20 protein-coding genes are annotated in these 20,296 nt (G+C 65.0%); 7 read left to right on the top strand and 13 right to left on the bottom strand.

The window, feature by feature from the left end; translation table 11 throughout:
- Positions 1–83: 83 nt before the first annotated feature.
- Together T31B1_RS04425 and T31B1_RS04420 are read left to right on the top strand one after the other, a co-directional pair.
- Complete coding sequence (locus T31B1_RS04425; RefSeq protein ID WP_353248243.1) at positions 84–1,859, top strand: chloride channel protein; 1,776 nt, start codon at positions 84–86, stop codon at positions 1,857–1,859.
- A gap of 85 nt (positions 1,860–1,944) precedes the next feature.
- Positions 1,945–2,370 carry a CopD family protein gene (locus tag T31B1_RS04420; protein WP_353248242.1) on the top strand — a complete coding sequence of 142 codons (426 nt, stop codon included), beginning with the start codon at positions 1,945–1,947 and terminating at the stop codon, positions 2,368–2,370.
- A gap of 89 nt (positions 2,371–2,459) precedes the next feature.
- On the opposite strand, the gene bfr is transcribed toward T31B1_RS04420, so the two are convergent.
- The 3 genes from bfr to T31B1_RS04405 all read right to left on the bottom strand — a co-directional run bounded on the left by bfr (position 2,460) and on the right by T31B1_RS04405 (position 3,936).
- A complete protein-coding gene (gene bfr, locus T31B1_RS04415; protein WP_353248241.1) occupies positions 2,460–2,960 on the bottom strand; it encodes a bacterioferritin in 501 nt (166 codons plus the stop codon).
- A gap of 95 nt (positions 2,961–3,055) precedes the next feature.
- Positions 3,056–3,283, bottom strand: coding sequence for a (2Fe-2S)-binding protein (locus T31B1_RS04410; protein ID WP_353248240.1), 228 nt, complete (start codon positions 3,281–3,283; stop codon positions 3,056–3,058).
- 170 nt (positions 3,284–3,453) lie between these two features.
- On the bottom strand, positions 3,454–3,936 hold the full coding sequence (locus T31B1_RS04405) for an RNA pyrophosphohydrolase (RefSeq protein ID WP_353248239.1): 483 nt from the start codon (positions 3,934–3,936) through the stop codon (positions 3,454–3,456).
- A gap of 74 nt (positions 3,937–4,010) precedes the next feature.
- On the opposite strand from T31B1_RS04405, the gene T31B1_RS04400 reads away from it, so the two are divergent.
- Complete coding sequence (locus T31B1_RS04400; protein WP_353248238.1) at positions 4,011–4,703, top strand: histidinol-phosphatase; 693 nt, start codon at positions 4,011–4,013, stop codon at positions 4,701–4,703.
- Here T31B1_RS04400 and T31B1_RS04395 read toward each other — a convergent pair.
- The 7 genes from T31B1_RS04395 to T31B1_RS04365 form a co-directional block, all read right to left on the bottom strand.
- The gene (locus T31B1_RS04395) at positions 4,700–5,509 is read right to left on the bottom strand and encodes an inositol monophosphatase family protein (RefSeq protein WP_353248746.1); all 810 of its coding nucleotides are present in this window, start codon (positions 5,507–5,509) and stop codon (positions 4,700–4,702) included. The two genes, T31B1_RS04400 and T31B1_RS04395, sit on opposite strands and share 4 nt — an antisense overlap.
- Before the next feature lie 42 nt (positions 5,510–5,551).
- Positions 5,552–6,439, bottom strand: coding sequence for a regulatory signaling modulator protein AmpE (gene ampE / locus T31B1_RS04390; RefSeq protein WP_353248237.1), 888 nt, complete (start codon positions 6,437–6,439; stop codon positions 5,552–5,554).
- The gene (ampD, locus tag T31B1_RS04385; RefSeq protein WP_353248236.1) at positions 6,430–6,993 is read right to left on the bottom strand and encodes a 1,6-anhydro-N-acetylmuramyl-L-alanine amidase AmpD; all 564 of its coding nucleotides are present in this window, start codon (positions 6,991–6,993) and stop codon (positions 6,430–6,432) included. Before ampD ends, ampE begins: the two co-directional genes overlap by 10 nt.
- 3 nt (positions 6,994–6,996) lie before the next feature.
- Positions 6,997–8,928, bottom strand: a complete 1,932-nt coding sequence (locus T31B1_RS04380; protein ID WP_353248235.1) for an Lnb N-terminal periplasmic domain-containing protein — start codon at positions 8,926–8,928, stop codon at positions 6,997–6,999.
- Entirely contained in the window at positions 8,928–10,760 is a 1,833-nt protein-coding gene (locus T31B1_RS04375; RefSeq protein WP_353248234.1) for an Lnb N-terminal periplasmic domain-containing protein, read from the bottom strand. The genes T31B1_RS04380 and T31B1_RS04375 overlap by 1 nt, the downstream gene beginning before the upstream one ends.
- Positions 10,761–10,915: 155 nt before the next feature.
- On the bottom strand, positions 10,916–11,398 hold the full coding sequence (locus T31B1_RS04370) for a DUF3015 domain-containing protein (protein ID WP_353248233.1): 483 nt from the start codon (positions 11,396–11,398) through the stop codon (positions 10,916–10,918).
- A gap of 181 nt (positions 11,399–11,579) precedes the next feature.
- The gene (locus tag T31B1_RS04365; RefSeq protein WP_353248232.1) at positions 11,580–13,448 is read right to left on the bottom strand and encodes an OPT family oligopeptide transporter; all 1,869 of its coding nucleotides are present in this window, start codon (positions 13,446–13,448) and stop codon (positions 11,580–11,582) included.
- A 102-nt stretch (positions 13,449–13,550) separates the two neighbouring features.
- Here T31B1_RS04365 and T31B1_RS04360 point away from each other — a divergent pair, with 102 nt between their 5' ends.
- Both T31B1_RS04360 and T31B1_RS04355 read left to right on the top strand, forming a co-directional pair.
- A complete protein-coding gene (locus T31B1_RS04360; RefSeq protein WP_353248231.1) occupies positions 13,551–16,457 on the top strand; it encodes a M16 family metallopeptidase in 2,907 nt (968 codons plus the stop codon).
- Positions 16,450–17,670: a hypothetical protein gene (locus tag T31B1_RS04355; RefSeq protein ID WP_353248230.1), complete on the top strand. Its 1,221-nt coding sequence runs from the start codon at positions 16,450–16,452 to the stop codon at positions 17,668–17,670. The genes T31B1_RS04360 and T31B1_RS04355 overlap by 8 nt, the downstream gene beginning before the upstream one ends.
- Before the next feature lie 68 nt (positions 17,671–17,738).
- Here the strand turns inward: T31B1_RS04355 and T31B1_RS04350 are convergent, their stop codons facing one another.
- Positions 17,739–18,065, bottom strand: coding sequence for a hypothetical protein (locus T31B1_RS04350; RefSeq protein ID WP_353248229.1), 327 nt, complete (start codon positions 18,063–18,065; stop codon positions 17,739–17,741).
- Between the two features lie 102 nt (positions 18,066–18,167).
- Here T31B1_RS04350 and T31B1_RS04345 point away from each other — a divergent pair, with 102 nt between their 5' ends.
- The gene (locus T31B1_RS04345; protein WP_353248228.1) at positions 18,168–18,491 is read left to right on the top strand and encodes a putative signal transducing protein; all 324 of its coding nucleotides are present in this window, start codon (positions 18,168–18,170) and stop codon (positions 18,489–18,491) included.
- Positions 18,492–18,514: 23 nt separating this feature from the next.
- Positions 18,515–18,961 carry a tRNA (cytidine(34)-2'-O)-methyltransferase gene (locus T31B1_RS04340; RefSeq protein WP_353248227.1) on the top strand — a complete coding sequence of 149 codons (447 nt, stop codon included), beginning with the start codon at positions 18,515–18,517 and terminating at the stop codon, positions 18,959–18,961.
- A 36-nt stretch (positions 18,962–18,997) separates the two neighbouring features.
- On the opposite strand, the gene T31B1_RS04335 is transcribed toward T31B1_RS04340, so the two are convergent.
- A complete protein-coding gene (locus T31B1_RS04335) occupies positions 18,998–19,657 on the bottom strand; it encodes an HAD family hydrolase (protein ID WP_353248226.1) in 660 nt (219 codons plus the stop codon).
- Complete coding sequence (locus tag T31B1_RS04330; protein ID WP_353248225.1) at positions 19,654–20,271, bottom strand: CDP-alcohol phosphatidyltransferase family protein; 618 nt, start codon at positions 20,269–20,271, stop codon at positions 19,654–19,656. Before T31B1_RS04330 ends, T31B1_RS04335 begins: the two co-directional genes overlap by 4 nt.
- Between the last annotated feature and the right edge of the window lie 25 nt (positions 20,272–20,296).

The following is a 20,296-nucleotide window of genomic DNA, read 5'->3' as shown; positions in this document are numbered from 1 at the left end:
CGCGCGACGCCACGATGCGTGCCAGCGCACGCGGCAGTTCTCATTTCGCTTCGGATCGGCGCTCTTGCTCGCACGTCTTCGCCATGGCTGTTAGACCCGCACGCGGCCGTACGCTGCGCGAAGCCTGGCAGAGCCGTCTGGATGGTCTGCGCCAGCAGATGGCCGACGTCGAGAACACGCCCGGCCTGAGTCTGCTCTGCCTGCTCGGCGCGGCCACCGGCGGACTGTGCGGTCTGGTGATCCTGGCACTGCATACCGCGATCCATACGCTGCAGGATCCGTTGTTCGAATTGTTCGGCGCGCACGGCGGCAGCTTCGTCGAGACCAGCCTGACCTTTCGCCTGGCCGTGCCCATCCTCGGTGCCCTGCTGCTCGGGCTGATCGTCGAATGGGTTCTCAAGTCGGCCGAGTACGGCATCGTGCATATCATCGAGCGGCTGGTGTACTACCAGGGCGTGCTGCCGGTCAAAGCGGCCATCGCGGAGTTCACGATGTCGGCGCTGGCGCTGGCGACCGGCCAGTCGGTGGGCCGCGAGGGCGTGGCCGCGCATACCGGTGCTGCCACCGGCAGCTGGCTCGGCCGACAGCTGGACCTGCCGACCAACAGCGTACGCACGCTGGTCGGCTGCGGGGCGGCGGCCGGCATCGCCGCGTCGTTCAACACGCCGCTGGCCGCGGTCATCTTCGCCATGGAAGTGGTGATGATGGAATACACCATCGCCGGCTTCGCGCCGATCATCCTGGCGGCCGTGACCGGCTCGCTGGTGACCTTCACGCTCACCGACGTGCATCCACGTCTGCTGACCGAGTACTCCGGCTTTTCGACCGTCGAACTGCCCTATCTTGCGTTCGTGGGCGCCGTGCTGGGCGTGGCCGGCGCCGGTTTCACACGCCTGTGTGGTGCGCTCGTGCCGTTGCTCGCGCCGATACGCGTCAGCCTGCGTATCGCGCTCGCGGGGATGGTCACCGCGATACTCGCGATCGTGTTCCCACAGGTGATGGGCCTGGGCTTCGATACCGTGAACGCATCATTGGCCGGCCAGTTCGCCATCTGGATGGCGCTGGGCATCGGGCTGGCCAAACTGCTGGCGACCAGTTTTGCGACGGCCGCGGCCATTCCCGGCGGCGTGATCCTGCCCACCTTCGTCATCGGCTCGACGCTCGGCAGCGCGCTGGGCTCGCTCGGGGCATTGATGCTGCCGGGCCATGCGACCGACACCGGGCTGTATGCACTGCTGGGTATCGGCGCCATGATGGGCGCCGTTCTGCAGGCGCCGCTGTCTGCCCTGGTGGTGATACTGGAGCTATCCGGCCAGACCGGGCTCGTACTGCCCGGCATGCTGGTCGTCATTGCCGCGCTCGTGGTCTCGCGCCGTATCGCGGTCGCTGATTCCCTGTTCCGGCTGCTGCTGCGCCGGCGCGGCCTCGACTACCGTAACGACCCGATCTCGCAATACCTGCGCCGCGCGAGCGTGCTGTCGTCGATGAACCGTCGCTTTCGCATCGTCGAGCGCCGGATCGATCGGGCCACGATCGCCGAGATTCTTGAGAACAATATCGACTGGCTGCTCATCCGCGCGGGCGAGAACCGTGCCAGCCTGATGCGGCCGGGGGATGTCGCGCGTTTTCTCAATCAGGAGGACAACGCCGATGTGAGCGAGATCGACCTGATGGAGATTCCGGGCCGGCGCGCCGACGCCTATCCGATTCACGTGCGCGCGAGTCTGCAGGAAGCGTTCGATCAGATCAGCCGCAACGAGGCCGATGCCCTGATCGTCGAACGCAGCAGCGCCGGCGGACGAACCATCACCTACGGTGTGCTGACGCGCGAAGCGGTCGACGGCAGCTATCGCCCTTGACGCGGGCCGGGCCGAAGCCGCGCCGGTACAATACGCGCTGGTTTCGTGCGTCGAGCCGACGCATCGCATTACGCTGGAGTTGAAGATGCTGCTTTGGGTCAAAGCCTTTCATGTCATCGCCATGGTGACCTGGTTCGCCGGGCTGTTCTATCTGCCGCGACTGTTCGTCTACCACGCCGATACCCACGACGAAGCGGGCCATACACGCTTTTGCGTAATGGAGCGCCGGCTGGGCATCCTGATGTCGATCGGCGCCGCGGCGACGATCGGTTTCGGCGTCTGGCTGCTGGTCGGCTACGGCAGCGCCTGGATGGCCAACAATGGCTGGATGCACGTCAAGCTGCTGCTGGTCCTCGGACTGATCGGCTACCACGGTTGGTGCCAGGTCCAGGTCAAGAAATTCCGCGAGCAGCGGAACAAGGGCAGCGCCGGCTATTTCCGGCTGATGAACGAAGTCCCCACGGTCTTTCTGGTGTTGATCGTCATACTGGCCATCGTCAAACCATTCTGACGCAACCGATCCGCCCATGAAAAAGGCCCCGCCGGAATCCCTCCGGCGGGGCCTTAATACTATACGGGGCGATGCGTCGCTGAACTCGGCTATTCGCCGGTATCCGGCGTCTGGTTGATGTCCACGCCGATCTGCGACTGGTTGTAGTTCTGTTCACCCATGTGCTTGATCATATCGAGCTGGGTTTCGATGAAATCGATATGCTCTTCTTCGTCGGCAAGAATCTCGGCGAACAGTTCGCGCGTGACGTAATCGCCGGCCTGCTCACAGTAGCCGATCGCTTCCTTGTAATAAGCGTGACCTTCGTATTCAGCCGCCAGATCACACTCCAGCATCTCCTTGGGATTCTCGCCGATGCGCAGCTTGCCGAGGTCCTGAAGATTAGGCAGCCCGTTCAGGAACAGGATCCGCTTGATGAAGCGGTCCGCGTGCTGCATCTCCTCGATCGACTCCTGGTATTCCTTCTTGCCGATCTCGTAGAAACCCATGTCTTCGTACATGCGCGCATGCAGGAAGTACTGGTTGATCGCAGTCAGCTCGAGCTTGAGCGACTTCTGGAGGTATTCGATAACTTTGGCGTCGCCTTTCATGAGATATCCTGTACTGGCGGCAATGATCAGCCATAGAGCTTAGCCGACCGGCCCGGGGCATACAAACAAAGGAACGCACCCGCATACGTGGCGGCTCAGCTGGCGACGGGGAGCTCGGCGGCTTCGATCACGCGCATCGGCGCGGCGGCCCGTTCGGACTGCTGGCGACATTCGACCAGCAGGTCGCGCGCGCACTGGGCGCAGCGCCCGCAACAACCGGCGACACCCAGCCGCTTGCGCAATTCGCGCATGCTGCAGGCGCCCTCGCAATACGCATCGCGTATCTGACAGTCGGTCACCGCGTTACAAACACAGACGTACATGCTCTTACCTCCGACGCGCAGTAAAACGCGAATGAGAATGAGTGTCAATAGCGCGTAACACGCCATTGAACACTGACATTATCATCATAGACTGTCATTGTCGGAGATGCACACACGCCTTCGGAGCGGCCGTCAAGACCGCTCCGAAGGCGATCATGGACTAGGCGCGACTACTGTGCGCGCCCCTCCAGGCAGCAGGACAGTTCGTCCAGCGCAAGGCGGTAAACCTGGCGTTTGAAGAACACCACTTCGTTGACAGGCTGCCAGTAGTCGACCCAGCGATAGCCATCGAACTCGGGTTTTTCAGTGGCATCGAAGCGAACACAGGTCTCGGGCGCGACCAGCTCGAGCATGAACCATTTCTGCTTCTGACCAATACACAACGGCTGGCGGTTGCGTCGCACGTAACGCTTGGGCAGCCGGTAGCGCAGCCAGCGCCGCGTACAGCCGATCATGCGCACGTGCTCGGCGCGCAGACCGACCTCCTCTTCGAGTTCGCGGAACAGTGCCTGCTGCGCGTCCTCGCCCTCATGAATGCCGCCCTGGGGGAACTGCCACGACTGCTGGCCGATCCGCTTGGCCCAGAACACCTGCCCTCGACGATTGCTTAAGATGATGCCGACGTTGGCTCGAAAACCCTGCGCATCTATCACGAGTACGCCCTCGGTATAAGTACTGATTCGATTCTTTCACAAATCCGTCAAAAACGAAAAAAGGCCTATTCATCTTGCATTTAACTTTCTTCGATCTCGACCACACCCTACTGGCGGATGACAGCGATTACCTTTGGGGGCGTTTCCTGGTCGATGAGCAAATCGTCGACGCCACCGCATATGCCCGCGAGAACGAGCGCTTCCACGCGCAGTACCGGGCCGGCAATCTGGATATCCATGCCTACCAGCGATTCGCGTTGGCGCCGCTGTTGACCCAGCCCATCGAGCGCATGCTGGCGCTGCGCGAGCGTTTTGTCGCCGAGCGGATCCGACCGATCGTCGCGCGCCATACGCCGGCGCTGCTGGCCGCTCATCGGGCGCGTGGCGACGCACTGGCCATCATCACCGCGACCAATCGGTTCATTACCGAGCCGATCGCTGCCCTACTGGGCATCGACACGCTGATTGCGACCGATCCCGAGATCGTGGACGGTGTCTACACAGGCGAGATATCGGGCACGCCGTCGTTCCAGGCAGGCAAGATCGAGCGGGCCCGAGCATGGGTCGCCGAGCAGGCATGCGTGTTCGACCAGATCACCTTCTATTCGGATTCGCACAACGACCTGCCCTTGCTGCGCTGGGCGGATTCGGCGGTGGCGGTCGACCCGGACCCGCGGCTGACCCAGGCCGCCGCACAGGCGGGATGGCCTGTGATCAGCCTGCGCGGCGAGCAACCGCCACCCATGCCGGGCGACGTCGCTGGCTAGCCGCGCGGGGCGTCTCGCGTCTCGTCCCAGTTGGCAACGAACGGCTCGATCAGCCCACGTAGGCGGCCGTTGGTCGCGAGCACAGTGCGTGTATCGAGATCGATCGCGGCCCCGCCGAGCTCGGTGATGTCGCCGCCGGCTTCGCGCAGGATCACGGTGAGTGCAGCGATATCGAGAATGTTCAGATCCGATTCGACGATCGCATCGATCCGCCCCGACGCCAGCAGATGATAATGATAGAAGTCGCCGTAACCGCGGATCCGGTGAACGCGCCCGACCAGCTCGCCGATCGACGGCCAGGCGGGCGAGGCGCCCAGCGATGCAATGTTGCCCAGTGACAGGCTGGCCTTGTCCAGCCGCTCGGTGGTCGCCGTGGCGATCGGTTCGCCGTTGAGCCTGGCCCCCAGACCTTTGGCCGCGCAAGCCATCTGGCCACCGTCGAACATGGGCGCGTTGGATACGCCAACGATCAATTCCCGGGTCGCCCCGGTGTTGTGCAGCAACGCGATCTGAGTCGAGAAGAACGGATACCCGCGTACGAAGCTCTTGGTACCGTCGATCGGATCGATCAGCCACACAAACTCGGCGTCGGCGCTTTCGCGGCCCAGCTCTTCGCCGTAGAACCCGTGATCGGGGAACGCCGATGACAGCACCTGCTTGATTGCGCGCTCACATTCGACGTCGGCCACGGTGACCGGACTGGCATCGGCCTTGTGCTCGACGTCGAACTCGCCCAGATAGTAGCGGCGGATGATCACCTCGGCCGCGCGCGCGGCCTCGATGGCGGTATCTAGAAAGTGCTGCAGTTGGCTCAAGTCGGTCGTCCCGGACGGATCAGGAGCCGCATGCTACCGCAGCACGCCGACGATGGTCAGCAGCGCCAGGCCGGCCAGCAGCACCAGCAACGTACGCGAGATCAGCCCCAGCGCTTCGAGCAGCGTATCGTTTAGATGTGTGTTCAGCCGCGGCGAATCGTCGTCCCTGGGCAGGCCCAGGGCACCGCGTCCGACGGCGCCGAGCAGCCGCCAGCTGGCCGAGGCGCTCAGATGCGTGGTGGCCCGGGCCGACGGCCACCCGGCCAGCGCCCGCCGGGTATCGCCGACCAGCGAATAGATCAGAACCGTCAGCCGGGCCGGCAGCCAGGCGGCCAGCCCGTGAATATACTCGGCCGCGCGACGAAACCGCCGGCTGCCGGTACCGCGCGCGGCCAGCGCCGGCAACTCGCGGACGCTGCGATAGAACATCGCACCCGCCGGCCCGGCCACAAAAAACCAGAGCAACACCGCCAGCACGCGTTCGTGGCCCTGCACCAGCACCGCGCCGACAATGGTCGAGCCGCGAATATCGGCGGCGGGGTGGCCGCTGGCACGCCGGCACAGCGCCACGGCGCGCGCTTGCGCCCGGCCCTGATCCGCCTCACTGCGCGCATGGGCCAGCGCGTACACGTCTTCCCAGAGATCCCGCGGGCCGAAGGTCAGCATCAGCACGACCACGCCAAACAGCATTTCCAGCCACAGCCACAGATAGTGCGCGATCGCCCACTGGGCGAGCGCGACCGCGGCCACCGGCGGCACGACGACCAGCACACCGGCCGGGCCGGACAGCCAGCGCGTGCCCAGGCGGCTGCGCTCGATCAGCCGGACATAGCGGGCAAAGCCGTCGGTATCCCGCCAGCGGCTGAGCTGGCCGAACGCGCGTTCCGCGAACAGCGCAACGACGATGACGATCAGCTGCATGCCCGCTCCAGCAGACGCCAAAAGCATGCCCAGTCGAACGCCGGCCCCGGATCGGTCTTGCGGCCCGGCGCGATATCGCTGTGCCCGACGATGCGTTCGCGGCCCAGGCCGCGGTAGCTGTGCAACAGCGCGGCACTCACGCCGGCGAGCGTCCGATACTGAGCCGGCGTGTAGGGACAGTGATCGGTGCCTTCGAGCTCGATGCCGATACTGAAATCGTTGACCGCCTCACGCGTACCCAGCCGCGATACGCCGGCATGCCAGGCGCGATCGTCGAAGGCCACGTACTGGGTGATCGCACCGGTCCGTTCGATCAGGGCATGCGCACTCACGCGCAGGCTGCGGATCGTTTCATAGAATGCGTGTGCCCGGACGTCGAGCGCGTTCGTGAACAGCGCATCGACCTGGCCGAGGCCGAAGCGCCCCGGCGGCAGCGTGATGCCGTGGATCACCAGCGCATCGATCGGGCTGTCGTGCGGACGTAGATCGTGGTTGGGCGAGGCGACGCGGCGTATGCCCGTCAGCCAGCCGTCGATGATGGAAAACGAGGTCATCGATCAAAAATACGCGTTCAGGCCGATCACGGCACGCAGACCGTCGCCGACCGCGGTGTCCTCGAAACCGATCTCGCTGCGCAGTGCCAGGCCACGGGTCAGCTCGAACTGCTGCTCGGCCTTGATCCAGCCGTAGTGGCCGTCGTCACCCGCCAGATAATCCAGTGCACCGGCTTCGATTTTCAGCTGGATGCCGCCGCGCGGGTAGGCGAGCACGCCAGCGCTGGCCCCCGCTCCCAGCGCATAACCGGGCTGCAGGCCACTGCCCGCGTCCAGTGAGCCGAGCCCGAAGACATAGCCGAGCAGGTCATCCCGTCCCCAGGCCAGACCCGGTCCGCCCTGAAAATAATAGCCGAGGCTATTCGGCGCATCGCCGAACACAGCCGCCGAAGGGCGACGGCGCAGACCGGTGTCCAGCTGAAACGAGACGGGCTTGAACAATGCACTGCGGGGCGACAGAGATACGATATCCAGCAGGCGCAGATCGTCGACTCTGATCCGGCCATCCGCCGGATCGATACGCAGACCCAGATCGAGAAAATTGATCTGGGCGCCGTCGGTGTAGCCTCCGGGTGCATCGAGCAGATCGTGATAGGCCGGCCGGATCCGCAGCCCCAGCGACAGATCGCCCTGCTCGTAGATCGTCGAGGCCGCCAGGCGCGTCGTCTTGTGCCCTCGATCCGGCGGCGTGGCCGGGGCCGGCACGGGCGCAAACGGCGACGGGTGCGGGATACGACTGCGCGCAAGCAGGATCGCGTTCGCATGAGCCTGGTCTGCCTCGGGGCGCTCATGCTCGCTCTGGAGCTGATAGTAGAGATAGTCATGCGCGACTTCGAGCACCGCCGCCCGGTCGTCCGCCGGCAGACTCACCACGGCAGGCGCATCCAGCGGCACCCGGTCGGCGGCGATGCCCGTGGCCAGATCCCGCTGTTCGGGCGTCAGCTGCCCGGCCTGCCAGCGCAGCGTGGTTTCCAGCGACGGTCGGAAAGCGGGCGGCTCCATCAACCCCGGTACGTCGGCGAGCGTACGGATGGTGTCGGCCGGAATGGCGTACCAGCTGTACTGTTCGGTCAGACGCAGTGATGGCCGCGCGACTTCCAGCAGACTCAGCAGCTGGTACGAACAGTTCTTGGTGAGGAAGTAGTAGTCGAAACGGACGCCGTCCATCTCCCATAGATGATCGATCAGCCGATCGATCTCGGCGGGGCTCAGATCGAGCGGGTACGACCACACGTCGCGATGCTCGATCCAGGCATACTGCTTGACCTTCTCGTAGTAGGGAAACAGACCGAAGATGCCCGGGTAGCCGCCGGTCAGCCCCTTCCAGGCGAACGCCAGGCCATGGGCGTCGTCGCCCGCGGCCGCGGCGAAATTCACCGCATAGGCCAGCAGTTCCGTGCCGCGCCGCCGCCGGGAAGAGTCGATCCGCAACAGCGTATGGCCGAACATCGACGATGGACTGTTGGGAAACGCGGTCGGAAAGACCAGGCTGATGCGTTCCGGGGACAAAGCCCGTCGCCATTGGTCGTACTTGGGGCATGAATAGGTCGGCAGCGTGTCCGGATCGATCGCCAGCGCTTCGATCAGGAACTTGCGGCGCGCAACGAACACACAGCCCGCCGGCCGCTGGCGTTCTCCAACCGGGCGATTGCTTATCAGCGCGGCCAGCGTCGCGTTGAGTTCGGCCGCCGGATCGTGCCGGCCATTGGCGGCTAGAAAGAAATCGTCCGAGGCGACGGTGCTCTGGAGGCCCCGACCCAGCCAAGCGTCTTCATAGTGAATCAGCGCGCGCCATTCCCGGCTGTCTGCCAGACCCTGTTCGGCGGCTTCGGCCTGCAACCGGGCCAGGTCGGGGTTCGACGTCGCCGCGCCGGCCGGCAAGACACCCCAGACGAGCAGCACGACGGCCAGCGCCGCAAGAACGAATCGGATCATCAATTGAAATAATGGCGCAGCGCCACGCGGCAGCTGTTCACGGCCTGACCCTGCCAGGTGTCGCGGGCACAGTCGGCCCGAACCGCGTTGTCGGTGGATAAGGGCATGTCGGCGGTCACACTCGTTCGCAGGCGATAGAAATCGTCGGTGAAATACAACAGGCGCGCAGACGCGCCCAACTGCAGGTTGGGCGCGAGATAGACCGCGCCCAGTTCGGTGCCACCGCCCAAGGCCAGATCCGGATCGAACCCGGTCACGGTCTCCGCGCGGGCCACGGCAAACGCATAGGGCCTGAAACCGCCCCAGTTCCAGCTCGCGCCCGGCCCGCCCTGAATGAACGTCGCCAGATCGCGGCCGCCGGCGACCGGTGCCTGCTCTAGCCCGGCATGAACAAACCATGAGGTCGGCTTGACGAACGCACCTCGCGCGGCCAGCGACCGGATGTTGACCAGGTCGAGGCTTTCCAGCGACAGCCCGTCGTCTTCACTCAGGCGCAGACGGATGTTCAGGCCTTCGATCCCGGCACCGGGCAGAAAGCCGGCCAGCGGGTCGAGAATATCATGGTAGGTCAGCCGGTAGCCGAACTCTGCAAAGCCCGTCCCGTCCTGGCCTCCGAGGCCCACACTGGCCATCTGTGTATCGTGGCCCGTCTCGGGCGCGGGCGGCTCGGCCAATGGCCGCTCCGGCGGCGCCGGGTTGCGCTGGACGATGCGCAGCAACGCCAGGCCATCGCGAGCGTTGGCCGAGTCTCGGGGGCCCTGGCGATGTCGCAAGCGTAGTGCCTGATAGGCGACCTGGGCTATCACATGACGTCGCGCCGGCGCGAAGCGACTAAACGCCGGCGAGTCGGCCAGAGACGGGTCGGCCAGCAGCCGACGCGCCATGGCCAGCTCGCGGGCGTCCAGGCCGTCGGCCAGATGCTCGAGTTCACCGGCCTTGGACGGCCGGTAGCGACGTTCGGTCACCAGATTTGCGGCATAGAGGGCGCGAACGGTATTGACCGGCAGTTCGGCAAACCGCAGGTCGTCCATCAGCGGTGCCTGCGGTCGTCCGACCTTGACCAGCTCCAGGAGTCGGAACGAACAGTTCTCGTCGAAGAAATAATAATCGAAGTTGATATCGCGCAGTTCCCAGAGATGACGAATGACCCAGTCGAGTTCGTCGGTGTCCAGGTTGAGCGCGTATTCCCACATGTCGCGATTTTCGACAAACGCGTACTCGCGAATCTTTTCGGCATAGGGCACCACCGAGAACCGGCCTGGATAGCCCCCGGCCAACCCGCGCCAGATATAGAACAGTGAATTGTCCAGTCCGTCGGTACGCGCGCCGAAATTAATCGCCTGCGACAGCCATACCGAATCCGGATCGGGCGTGGCATCCAGACGCAGGAGCGTATGCCCGAACATGGACGACGGACTGTTCAGATAGGCCGCCGGGAATACGAGCACGAGCTGGCCGGTGGGCATCTGCTCGCGCCACTGCCGATATTCATGACACTGAGCCAGCGGATCGTGCGCCTGCCAACCGAGCTGCTCGGCGAGAAAGCGATAGCGCGCAGGGAAACGACAGCGGACCGGGCTGCCGGGGATACGCAAGGCCTGCCAGCTCGCACGCAGTTCGGCCACTGGATCGGTAGCGCCGTCGGCGGCCAGGAAGAAGTCATTGTCGTCGACATAACTGTGGCCGATGCCACGCAGCGTTGCGCCCTGATTGATATGCAGCAGCGCCTGCCAGCGAGCCGAAGCCGCCATGCCGGCGAACTGCGCCTCGCTCGGCCTGACCGAGAGCGGCTGTGCATGGCCGACTGCGACCGACAGCAGCACAGCGATCATCGTGCACGCGGTCCGCACTGCAAACGCCGCGCCCCGACGATCGACACCGACCCGGGGCGTACCGCATGGCGGGTTGGACGTCGTCTCCAAACGCGCGCCGGCATCAAAAAAAGCCCCGCCTGGAGACCAGGCGGGGCGATCGGTCGGCACCGGTATCAGGACACGTAGCGAGCCAGACGGTCGTCGCGTTTCATCACGGCCTGGATGTTGTCCATCACTTCGGCCGCATTCACGTCCTCGCGCGGGAAGATATGGGTGAAGTTCTCATGCATGACCGAGTCGAAGTGGGCTCGATCGGCCGGGTCAATCTGCATCGAGACAGTCAGGGCGGTGAGTGCCTCACCGTGGCCGACGGCCATATCCTGGGCGACTTCTTCAAGCACGCCATTCATCGCCAGCAGGCTCTTGCCGCTATAGGTCAGGGTACCGCTGGTATCGCAGCCGTTGGTACCACTGGTCATGCCGAACGTCGCATTACCCGAAGTACCGTTGACCAATGTGGCCAGCAGATGGGCACCGGTGCCGCTACTGCCTTCGAACAGCAGATTGCCCCAGCCACAGCCCGGCCCGCCCGGCGCCACCGCGCTCGCGCTCAGACTCGATCCCAGCAATACCGCACCCAGTACGAGCTTTTTCATCTCAACCCCCTAAGTTATTGGAATAATCGGTTGTAAGCGCGGCCGATCCGTTCGGCCGCAACGTCTAATATATCGGACCCCAACCCACTGTACAGCGATGGATCGCGCACTGCTGTTTGGTGTATCGGCCATCTGCGTGGCCCTAGCCGGACCGGACCCTGTTCGGCACGCGCGACGTGTATCACGCCTGGCCAACGGACGGAGCCCGATCGCCACGCGCCAACCACCAGAGCCACGCGGCCAGCCCAGCCATAAGCAGCATGCCCGGCCAGGCCAGCGGCAGGCCGTCGAAACCCAGGGCGAGCACGTTCGTGCTGCCCGTCGCGGCCACCGGCAGCGCCAGCAGAATGCCCATCAACGCCTCGCCGGTGATCAGCCCGGCCGCCGCGAGCAGGCCGCGGCCGTGCTCGCCCGGTCGGGCGCCGCCGGCCCAGGACACCAGCCCGCCGATCGCGATCGCTACCGATAGGGCCATGGGCAGATACAGGCCGAGCGCCACTGCCAGTACGGGCATACGGAACGCGCTGTGGCGACCGGCCAGCCATCGGTCCAGTGCGATGGTCGCCAGCGCCAGCAATCCGCCGCCGATGACCCAGGCCCAGGGCAGCCCCCCTTCGAACACCCCCTGTGCCACCGCCATCATCAGGCTCGCCTGGGGCGCGGCCAGTGCATTCGGGTGGGCGGCATCCGACACACCGATGCCATAGGCGTGAAGCAAAAGTGACAGCACTGGCGAGAGCACGCACACGGCCGCGATCACGCCCAGCATCTGGGCGATCTGCTGGGCGGCCGGCGATGCGCCCAGCAACGCGCCGGCCTTGAGATCCTGCATGTTGTCGCCGCCGATCGCCGCCGCACAGCAGACCACCGCGCCAACGATGATGGCGCTGGCCGCACCGGCCTGCTCGCTGCCGAAGAACAGCCATAGTCCCACCGCCGTGATCAGGATCGTGGCGATGGTCACCCCGGAGACCGGATTGTTGCTCGAACCCACCAGCCCGGCCATATAGGCCGCCACCGCGGAGAAGACAAACGCGGCCGCCAGCATGACGACCGCGACGATGACTCCGCCGACGACCGAATCAAGCAACCATACGTAGAGGATCGCCATGGGGATCGCCAGTGCGACCAGCAGCACGTACAGCAGGCTGCGCGGCAGATCGCGCTGGCTGGGCAGCACGGTCTCGGCCGTCCGCGCCAGGCCGCCGAACAGTGAGCCGCGCATCTGCCAAAGCGCGGCCAACCCGCCGACGAGCATGGCGCCCACGCCCAGATAACGGATGTAGTCGCTCCAGGCAGCCTCGGCGCCGGCAAGTCCGCTGGCCGCCCCGTCGCTGAAAAGCATGACCATCGGAATCGCGATCCACCAGGCGAACAGTCCGCCGATCAGGATCGGCAATGCGATGTTCAGGCCCACGATATAGCCGACCGCCAATAGCGCGGGCGACAGGTAGCTGCCCATATAGAAACTGGGCTGCGCGCCCGCCGGCAGCGCCGTTTCGGCAATGCCCTGCCAGAGCTTGAGCCCGCTGTCACACAGCTTGGCGATCGCCCCGGCGACGCCGCCCGCGGCCAGCACGCCCAGCCCTGCAGCCCCCGCGCCGCCGTAGCCGGCCTTGAGCACGGCCGCCGTGGCCTGCCCCTCGGGGAATGCCAACGGCGAATCGTCGACCAGCGCCCGACGCAGGGGCACCGTCATGATCACGCCAAGCAGTCCGCCGACGCCGGCAATGAGTACGGTCTGGAAATAAGGAAAATCGGGCCAGTAACCCATCATCACCAACGCGGGCAGCGTGAAGATCACGCCGGCCGCAATGGCTTCGCCGGCGCTTGCCGCGGTCTGGACGATATTGTTCTCCAGCACGTTGGCATCGCCCAGCGCCCGCAACACGCCCAGCGAGATGACCGCGGCCGGAATCGAGGCCGAAACGGTCAGCCCGGCGAACAGGCCCAGATAGGCGTTGGCCGCCGACAGCAGCACGGCCAGAATCACTCCGAGCAGCCCGGCGCGCAGGGTCAATTGACCGGCCATCCCACCCGCGGCATTCATCGATGCAGCCCGTGGGCAGCACGGATGCCCGTGTCCGGCCACCCTGATAAGCTCGCCGCAAGCCGTATCGGCGCGCAATCACCCACTGGGAACGACTCTTCCATGTCTGCAAGACTCCTGTTGCTGATCCTCTGTATCGCCGCCGGGCTCAACACCGCCCAGGCCAGCGAGACGACGCCAGACCAAGCGAACACCACCGACGACAACACAGCCAAACCGGCCCCCGACAGCGCATCGTCCGAGAATAGCGCGAGCCAGGGCTCGTCGTCACAGGCCGACGAGCCTGCGGCGCCGCAGATCGAGATCCCGCGAGTCGATATCGACTATAAGAAATACGTGCTCGAAAACGGCCTGACGCTGATCGTGCACACCGATCACAAGACACCGATCGTGGCGGTCAACATCTGGTATCACGTCGGCTCGAAGAACGAAGGCCCCAAGCAGCACGGGTTCGCACACCTGTTCGAACATTTGATGTTCCAGGGCAGCGAACACTGGCAGGGCGAATATTTCGAGCCGTTCGAGCGGGCCGGTGCAACCGACATGAATGGCACCACCAATGTCGATCGCACCAATTATTTCGCCAGCGTGCCCACCAATGCTCTGGACATGGCGCTATGGATGGAATCCGATCGCATGGGCCATTTTCTGGGTGCGATCGACCAGGATCTGCTCGACGAGCAGCGAGGCGTGGTGCTCAACGAAAAACGCCAGGGCGAAAATCAGCCCTACGGCAAGGTCTTCGACACGATTGCGCCCAATACCTATCCGGCCGGCCATCCCTATTCCTGGTCGACCATCGGCTCGGAGGCCGATCTGAATGCGGCCACCCTCGACGACGTGAAGGCCTGGTTCAAGCAGTATTACGGCCCGTCTAACGCAGTGCTGGTACTGGCGGGCGATATCGAACCCGAGGCCGCCCGTGCCAAGGTCGAGCAGTACTTCGGTTCTATCAATCCGGGCCCGCCGCTCACTCAGCAGAAACGCTGGGTCGCGAAAATGAACGGCGAACATCGGCAGGTAATGTTCGATCGCGTACCCCAGGCACGTATCTACAAAGTCTGGAACGTACCGCCCACCGGGACGCCTGACGCCACCCGCCTGCAGATCGCCGCCGACCTACTGGCCGGCTCCAAGAACAGCCCGCTGTACAAGGCGCTGGTCTACGATCAGCAGATTGCCACCGACGTGTCGGCCTTCGTCTGGGACAAGGAGATCGGCTCGCAATTCATGGTCACCGCCACAGCCCGGCCGGGCGGCGATCTCGAGGCCCTCGAAGCGGCGCTGGACCGTCAGATGCAGGGCTTCATCGAACAGGGTCCAGACACCGACGCGCTGGATCGGGCACGCACGCGCTTCGCTGCGTCCTTCATCCGGGGCACCGAGAGTGTCGGCGGGCTGGGCGGCAAGGCGGATATCCTGGCACAGGGCGAAATCTATGAGAACGACCCCGGCGCCTATGCCGAACAACTAGAGACGCTGCGAAGCGCCACCCCCGACGACATCGGCCAAACCGTGCGCCAATGGCTGTCCGATGGCGTATATGTGCTGTCGGTCAAGCCGTTCGGTGAGCGCACGGCCCAGGACCAGGACGTCGATCGCGATTCGCTGCCCGAGTTCGGCGACGCAGCCACGCTGGACCTGCCCGATGTCCAGCACGCGACGCTGTCCAACGGGCTCAAGATCCGCCTGGCCGAACGTCATGCGTCGCCGGTCATCCAGATGCGAATGGTCTTCGACGCCGGCTATGCGGCCGATCCGGCCGATGCTCCGGGCACGGCCAGTCTGGCGATGGGCATGCTCGACGAGGGCACCACCCATCGCGATGCGCTGGCGATCAGCTCCGATCTGGACGCCATCGGCGCCAACCTGTCGTCCAGCGCTTCGCTCGACGCCTCCAGTGTCAGTCTGTCGACGCTGACCACCGCACTCGATCCGGCGCTGGATATCTATGCGGATGTTTTGCGGCATGCCGATTTCCCGGCCCAGGAGTTCGAACGGCTGAAAAAACAGCGGCTGGCCGCTATCGCTCAGGAAAAGCGCGAGCCGACCAGCCTGGCATTGCGTACGCTCGGGCCGCTGCTCTACGGCAACCGACACGCCTACGGCACGCCGCTGACGGGCACCGGCACGACCGCCGCTGTACAGGCGATGACCGTGGCCGACGTCGAGGCCTATGCACGGACCTGGCTGCGCCCGGACAATGCCACCCTGGTAGTGGTCGGTGATACCACCCTGGCCGAACTCAAACCCAAACTGGAAGCCCATCTCGGTGATTGGGCGCCGGAGGCCGATGGCCCGCGGCCGGACAAGCGTCTGCCCGAGGTCGCTGCTCCCGACCAGACACGGATCTATCTGGTCGACCGGCCGGGCAGCAATCAGTCGACGGTCATTGCCGGCAACGTGGCCCCGCCTAAATCCAGCGATGCCGATATCGCCATGGAAACGGTCAACGCAGTGCTGGGCGGCATGTTCAACTCGCGGTTGAACCTGAATCTGCGCGAAAACAAGCACTGGTCATACGGCGCGCGCAGCCTGCTGATGAATGCGCGGGCCCAGCAGCCGTTCATCGCCTATGCCTCGGTACAAGGTGACAAGACCGCGCCGGCCATCGACGAGATGCGCCGCGAACTGAGCGACATCCGCGGCGAGCGGCCGGTTATCGACAGCGAACTGTCAGCTGCACAGGCCAACCTCACCCGTAGCCTGCCGGGCGACAACGAGACCACGCCCGCGCTGGCCTCCACGCTGACCCAGTCGGTGATCTACGACCTCCCCGACGACTATTACGATAGCTACGTTCAGCGTATCCGCGGGCTCGACAGTGCCCAGCTCACCCAGGCCGCCCGGCAGATGATCGATGCCGACGCGCTGACCTGGGTTGTGGTCGGCGATCTCGACGAGATCGAGTCGTCCATCCGGGCACTCGGCTGGGGTAAGGTCGAGGTCGTTGCGGCCGATGCAATCGAAGCAGGCGATGCGCCGGACAACGAGACTACCAATGACTAGACGAGGGGTGCGTGCGCTCATCGGCAGCCTGGTGCTGGCCATGCTGGCCACGCCGGTTTTAGCCGCCGTCGAGCGCGAAGACGTGATCATGCTGGGCGCGGATGGCCGCGATTACACCAGTTACAAGACGCTGCGCTCGGACCTGTCCGAGCGACTGCTGTACCTGGGGCCCGACGAATCGCCGGCCGATGCCCTGTTCATCGTGCCCTCGGATTACCAGTCCACCCGCCTGGCCGATGGCGGCACGCGGCTGCGTTTTGACTCGGGCAGCTATGCGATCATGAACACCGGACGCTTCGACGCCGAGGTCGGACGGGCGGATAACGGCGACCTGGTGTTCACCAGCTGGAACGGCATCACTCGGGCCGATGGCCACCTGGGGAAGTGGAATTCGCCGGATGATTTCGCATCGTTTGCCTACAGCTGGGTACTGCCGGCGAATATCGAGGTGGTCAGCTACCGTGCCAACCGCCCCGGCGACTGGATGCAACGCGGGCGGACGCTCAGTTGGCACGGCGAAAACGTCAACGATATCGCGTTCACCATTCGCTATCGCGTCACTCCGGTTGGCCCGGCTACGCCGACTCCTGCCCGCGAAACACCGCCGCCCGGGAAATCCGAACCAAGCACGCACCGCGAGCTGCCCTTGCCCAAGCGCCAGCGCATGACCGCGCCCCGGACGCGGCTCCAGAACGCGCCGGCAACCTCCATCGTCGCGCCTGAGCCGGCCGCCGAGCCAGTGACGCAACCCGAACCCGCACCTGCGAAGCCGGCTGCTGCGAAACCCGAGCCCGACCGTTCGGCCGAACCGGTAGTCGCCGATACACCGCCCTCGCCAGCGCCGGAGACGACGGCCACACCGGCGGATGACGGCCCGCGCAGCGTACGTCTGTCGAGCGTGGTCATCCTCAGCAACGGCAAACCGCGGGTCACAGCCCGCGGACATACCGTGCTAGACCGGCTCGCCGCGGCCCTCGGTGCGGCTGGGCCCGACTCGGTGCTCGTGATCGGGCCGCATATCGCCGACAGCCGGGATACCGGGGGCTCGGCGGCACAGGCCGCGCGCGTGGCCGACTACCTGGGCGGCCACGGCGTCACGCCCGAGCGTATCGACATTCGGCCAGGCCCTGTACAAGGCGCGCAGGACGGGCGCAGCGTGGAGATTCGGGTCACGCCGGGCACCGCGCTGGATCGTTTCCGGGCGCCTGACTGAGCTGTCGACATGAAAAAAGCCGGCCCTGCGGACGGGGGCGGCCAACCGCCGTCGACTATTGCGAACGGCTAGTCGGCAGCCGGGCTGTTGGCTTGAAAATCACCCAGCGGGCGCGTGAAGGTGTATCGCGCCGGCTCGACCACCAGTCGATTGCCGGCCTCGCCCGTATTCATGCCCAGCAACGAAAACGGCAGCGATACCAGGAACACGCCGGTCCCCACGGCCGTCGCCGCCAGACTGAACGGGCGCACCAGCGCGAGATCGACGGTCATCGCCGCCGCCGAGGGCGGCCCGGGATTGGCATAATCGTCGATGGCCGCGGCAGGATTGGCCAGACCTAGACCCAGGGCTGCGACGAGAACGATCAGCGCACGGCGCAACGAGAAGACGGTCATGACACAACCCCCGGATATTAGCGTGGAAGCCACAGTAGCAAAGCGCCGCGGCAAGTCAATGCGCTTGCCAGGCAGGTGTTCCCGCGCCGGTTTTGCTGTCCCATGAAGCCTCGTGAAGTCTATCTCGCGGCCGATCCGGTCAACGCGGAGATCGCCAAGGACGTGCTGGCCGGCCACGGGATCGCCGCCCATGTGCGCAACCAGTATCTATGGGGTGGCATGGGCGACCTGCCGGCCAATGTCTACCCCAGCGTATGGGTTGACGACGAGGTCGACTTCGCGGCTGCCAAGGCGCTGATCCGGCGTTTCGAGCGCGGCGCGCTTGCCCACGGTCGCCCGTGGCAATGTCCGAATTGCGGGGAAAACCTCGATGCCCAGTTCGAACAATGCTGGAACTGCCAGGCCGTCCGGCCCGATTCGACCTAGCCCGCCCGAGACTGTTTCCTGTCATGCATATCGTGCTCCATCAGCCTCAGATTCCACCCAACACCGGCAACAGCATCCGTCTGTGTGCCAATATCGGCGCCACCCTGCACCTGATCCATCCGCTGGGTTTTTCCATCGACGACAAGCATTTGCGTCGTGCAGGCCTGGACTATCGCGAACGCGCGGTGATTCGGGAGTGGGCCAGCTTCGACGACTGGCGCGCCGAGTACCCGAGCAATCGCGTGCTCGCCGCCAGCAAGCGCGGCACCACCCGCTACGACACGATCAGCTACCGCAGCGACGATGCGCTGCTGTTCGGTTGCGAGACGGCCGGGCTGCCGGCCGAACGCCTTAAGGCCGCCGATGCCGTCATCTTCATGCCAATGCGGCCGGGCAACCGGAGCTTGAATCTGTCCAACAGCGTGGCGGTCGTCGCCTTCGAGGCATGGCGTCAACTGGGATTTACCTGAGTCACGTCGCGCGACGGCCGAAGCCGGCGTAACCGGTCAGGCGCTGTCGACCCGGTCGAGGATCACTTCCCAACCGGCGCCATCGGCTGCCGCCGACAGGCGTCGATCGGGCTGAACGGCCACGGCCTCCCCCACCACCCGGAACAGATAGGCATCGTTGATAGAGTCGCCGAAAGCGATCGCCTCGGACAATGGCAGGCCAGCTGCAGCGGCCAGCGCATGGGCGGCATCGATCTTGGTCGGCCCGTAGGGATGACGCTGTGGCGGACGGGCCGTATAGCGCATGCCGCGGCTGTTGCACAGCGCGGCAAACGCGTGATCGACATCCAGCGCCTCGGCCAGTGCATCGGCGATGAACTGCGGCGTTCCCGACAGCAGCGCCACGCGATCGCCGGCCGCCTGATGGGCGCGCAACCGTTCGACCACCGGCGCATACAGTGCCGGCATGAGTTCATCGGCCACAAACGCTCGGGCCAGCGACTGGATATGGCGCTTCCCGTGGCCGCTCAGATACGCCTTGTTCTTCTGGAGCACGTGGCGGCCGTAGCGCGGCAGATAGCGTACGCAGAACCAGGCGAAGGCCAGCAGCTGTCGTACGCCCAGTTCGCCGTGGCGCCACAGATAACGCGCGAATCGTGCCTCGGAGCTTGCACCCGGTACCAGCGTGCCGTCGATATCGAACAAAACCAGCTTCATGCCTGATCCTGTGTTTTCGGGTTTGCGTTGGCACAGAACTCCACGATCACCGGCAAACCGCGGGCGACGCAGATCCCCGCCGACAGCCAGGCCAGGGCGAGACCGATACCACTGAGCCAGCCGCCATTCGCGGCCCAGAACGACGGTGCCAGCGCATCGAAGGGCTGCCATAAGAGAATCCAGGCGAACGTTACCGCCTTGAGCACGGCATAGAAACCGCGCATGAAACGCCCGGCGACCAGGAACCGGCCGATCGGCGACTTCATCATGTCGAACGCTGTCGTGCCGGCCGCCGCACCCTTGCTGCGGATCGCATCCACAAGATTACCGCGAATGATGAACAACAGCGGGATCCAGACGCCGATGAAGCCCAGGTGTGCCAGTACCACCCAGAGGACCGTCTCCACGATACGATCGATCGCGATATCGAAGGTCGCGCCGAACAGCGACTCCTCGTTGAAACGCCGGGCGACCCAGCCGTCCACCCCGTCGAGCGCGATGATCAGGATGGTCAACGGTGCGTTGACGAGCTGCAGCGTCGGAATGCCGGAGTAAACCACCCCCAGCAACACGAACAGCAGCAAAAAACGAGAAAACGTAACCCAGTTCGCCATGCCCCGGTGTCTATCTTGTTCGGTT

The organism is Salinisphaera sp. T31B1, assembly GCF_040361275.1.
GTDB lineage: Bacteria > Pseudomonadota > Gammaproteobacteria > Nevskiales > Salinisphaeraceae > Salinisphaera.
Note: the sequence above shows the minus strand (reverse complement) of the source record. Positions and strands in the feature narration are given on the sequence as shown.

Coding starts and splice junctions, on each gene's coding strand:
- T31B1_RS04425 (WP_353248243.1), top strand. CDS start 84: ATGGCTGTTAGACCCGCACGCGGCCGTACGCTGCGCGAAGCCTGGCAG.
- T31B1_RS04420 (WP_353248242.1), top strand. CDS start 1,945: ATGCTGCTTTGGGTCAAAGCCTTTCATGTCATCGCCATGGTGACCTGG.
- bfr (WP_353248241.1), bottom strand. CDS start 2,960: ATGAAAGGCGACGCCAAAGTTATCGAATACCTCCAGAAGTCGCTCAAG.
- T31B1_RS04410 (WP_353248240.1), bottom strand. CDS start 3,283: ATGTACGTCTGTGTTTGTAACGCGGTGACCGACTGTCAGATACGCGAT.
- ampE (WP_353248237.1), bottom strand. CDS start 6,439: ATGCAGCTGATCGTCATCGTCGTTGCGCTGTTCGCGGAACGCGCGTTC.
- ampD (WP_353248236.1), bottom strand. CDS start 6,993: ATGACCTCGTTTTCCATCATCGACGGCTGGCTGACGGGCATACGCCGC.
- T31B1_RS04380 (WP_353248235.1), bottom strand. CDS start 8,928: ATGATCCGATTCGTTCTTGCGGCGCTGGCCGTCGTGCTGCTCGTCTGG.
- T31B1_RS04375 (WP_353248234.1), bottom strand. CDS start 10,760: ATGATCGCTGTGCTGCTGTCGGTCGCAGTCGGCCATGCACAGCCGCTC.
- T31B1_RS04370 (WP_353248233.1), bottom strand. CDS start 11,398: ATGAAAAAGCTCGTACTGGGTGCGGTATTGCTGGGATCGAGTCTGAGC.
- T31B1_RS04365 (WP_353248232.1), bottom strand. CDS start 13,448: ATGAATGCCGCGGGTGGGATGGCCGGTCAATTGACCCTGCGCGCCGGG.
- T31B1_RS04360 (WP_353248231.1), top strand. CDS start 13,551: ATGTCTGCAAGACTCCTGTTGCTGATCCTCTGTATCGCCGCCGGGCTC.
- T31B1_RS04355 (WP_353248230.1), top strand. CDS start 16,450: ATGACTAGACGAGGGGTGCGTGCGCTCATCGGCAGCCTGGTGCTGGCC.
- T31B1_RS04350 (WP_353248229.1), bottom strand. CDS start 18,065: ATGACCGTCTTCTCGTTGCGCCGTGCGCTGATCGTTCTCGTCGCAGCC.
- T31B1_RS04345 (WP_353248228.1), top strand. CDS start 18,168: ATGAAGCCTCGTGAAGTCTATCTCGCGGCCGATCCGGTCAACGCGGAG.
- T31B1_RS04340 (WP_353248227.1), top strand. CDS start 18,515: ATGCATATCGTGCTCCATCAGCCTCAGATTCCACCCAACACCGGCAAC.
- T31B1_RS04335 (WP_353248226.1), bottom strand. CDS start 19,657: ATGAAGCTGGTTTTGTTCGATATCGACGGCACGCTGGTACCGGGTGCA.
- T31B1_RS04330 (WP_353248225.1), bottom strand. CDS start 20,271: ATGGCGAACTGGGTTACGTTTTCTCGTTTTTTGCTGCTGTTCGTGTTG.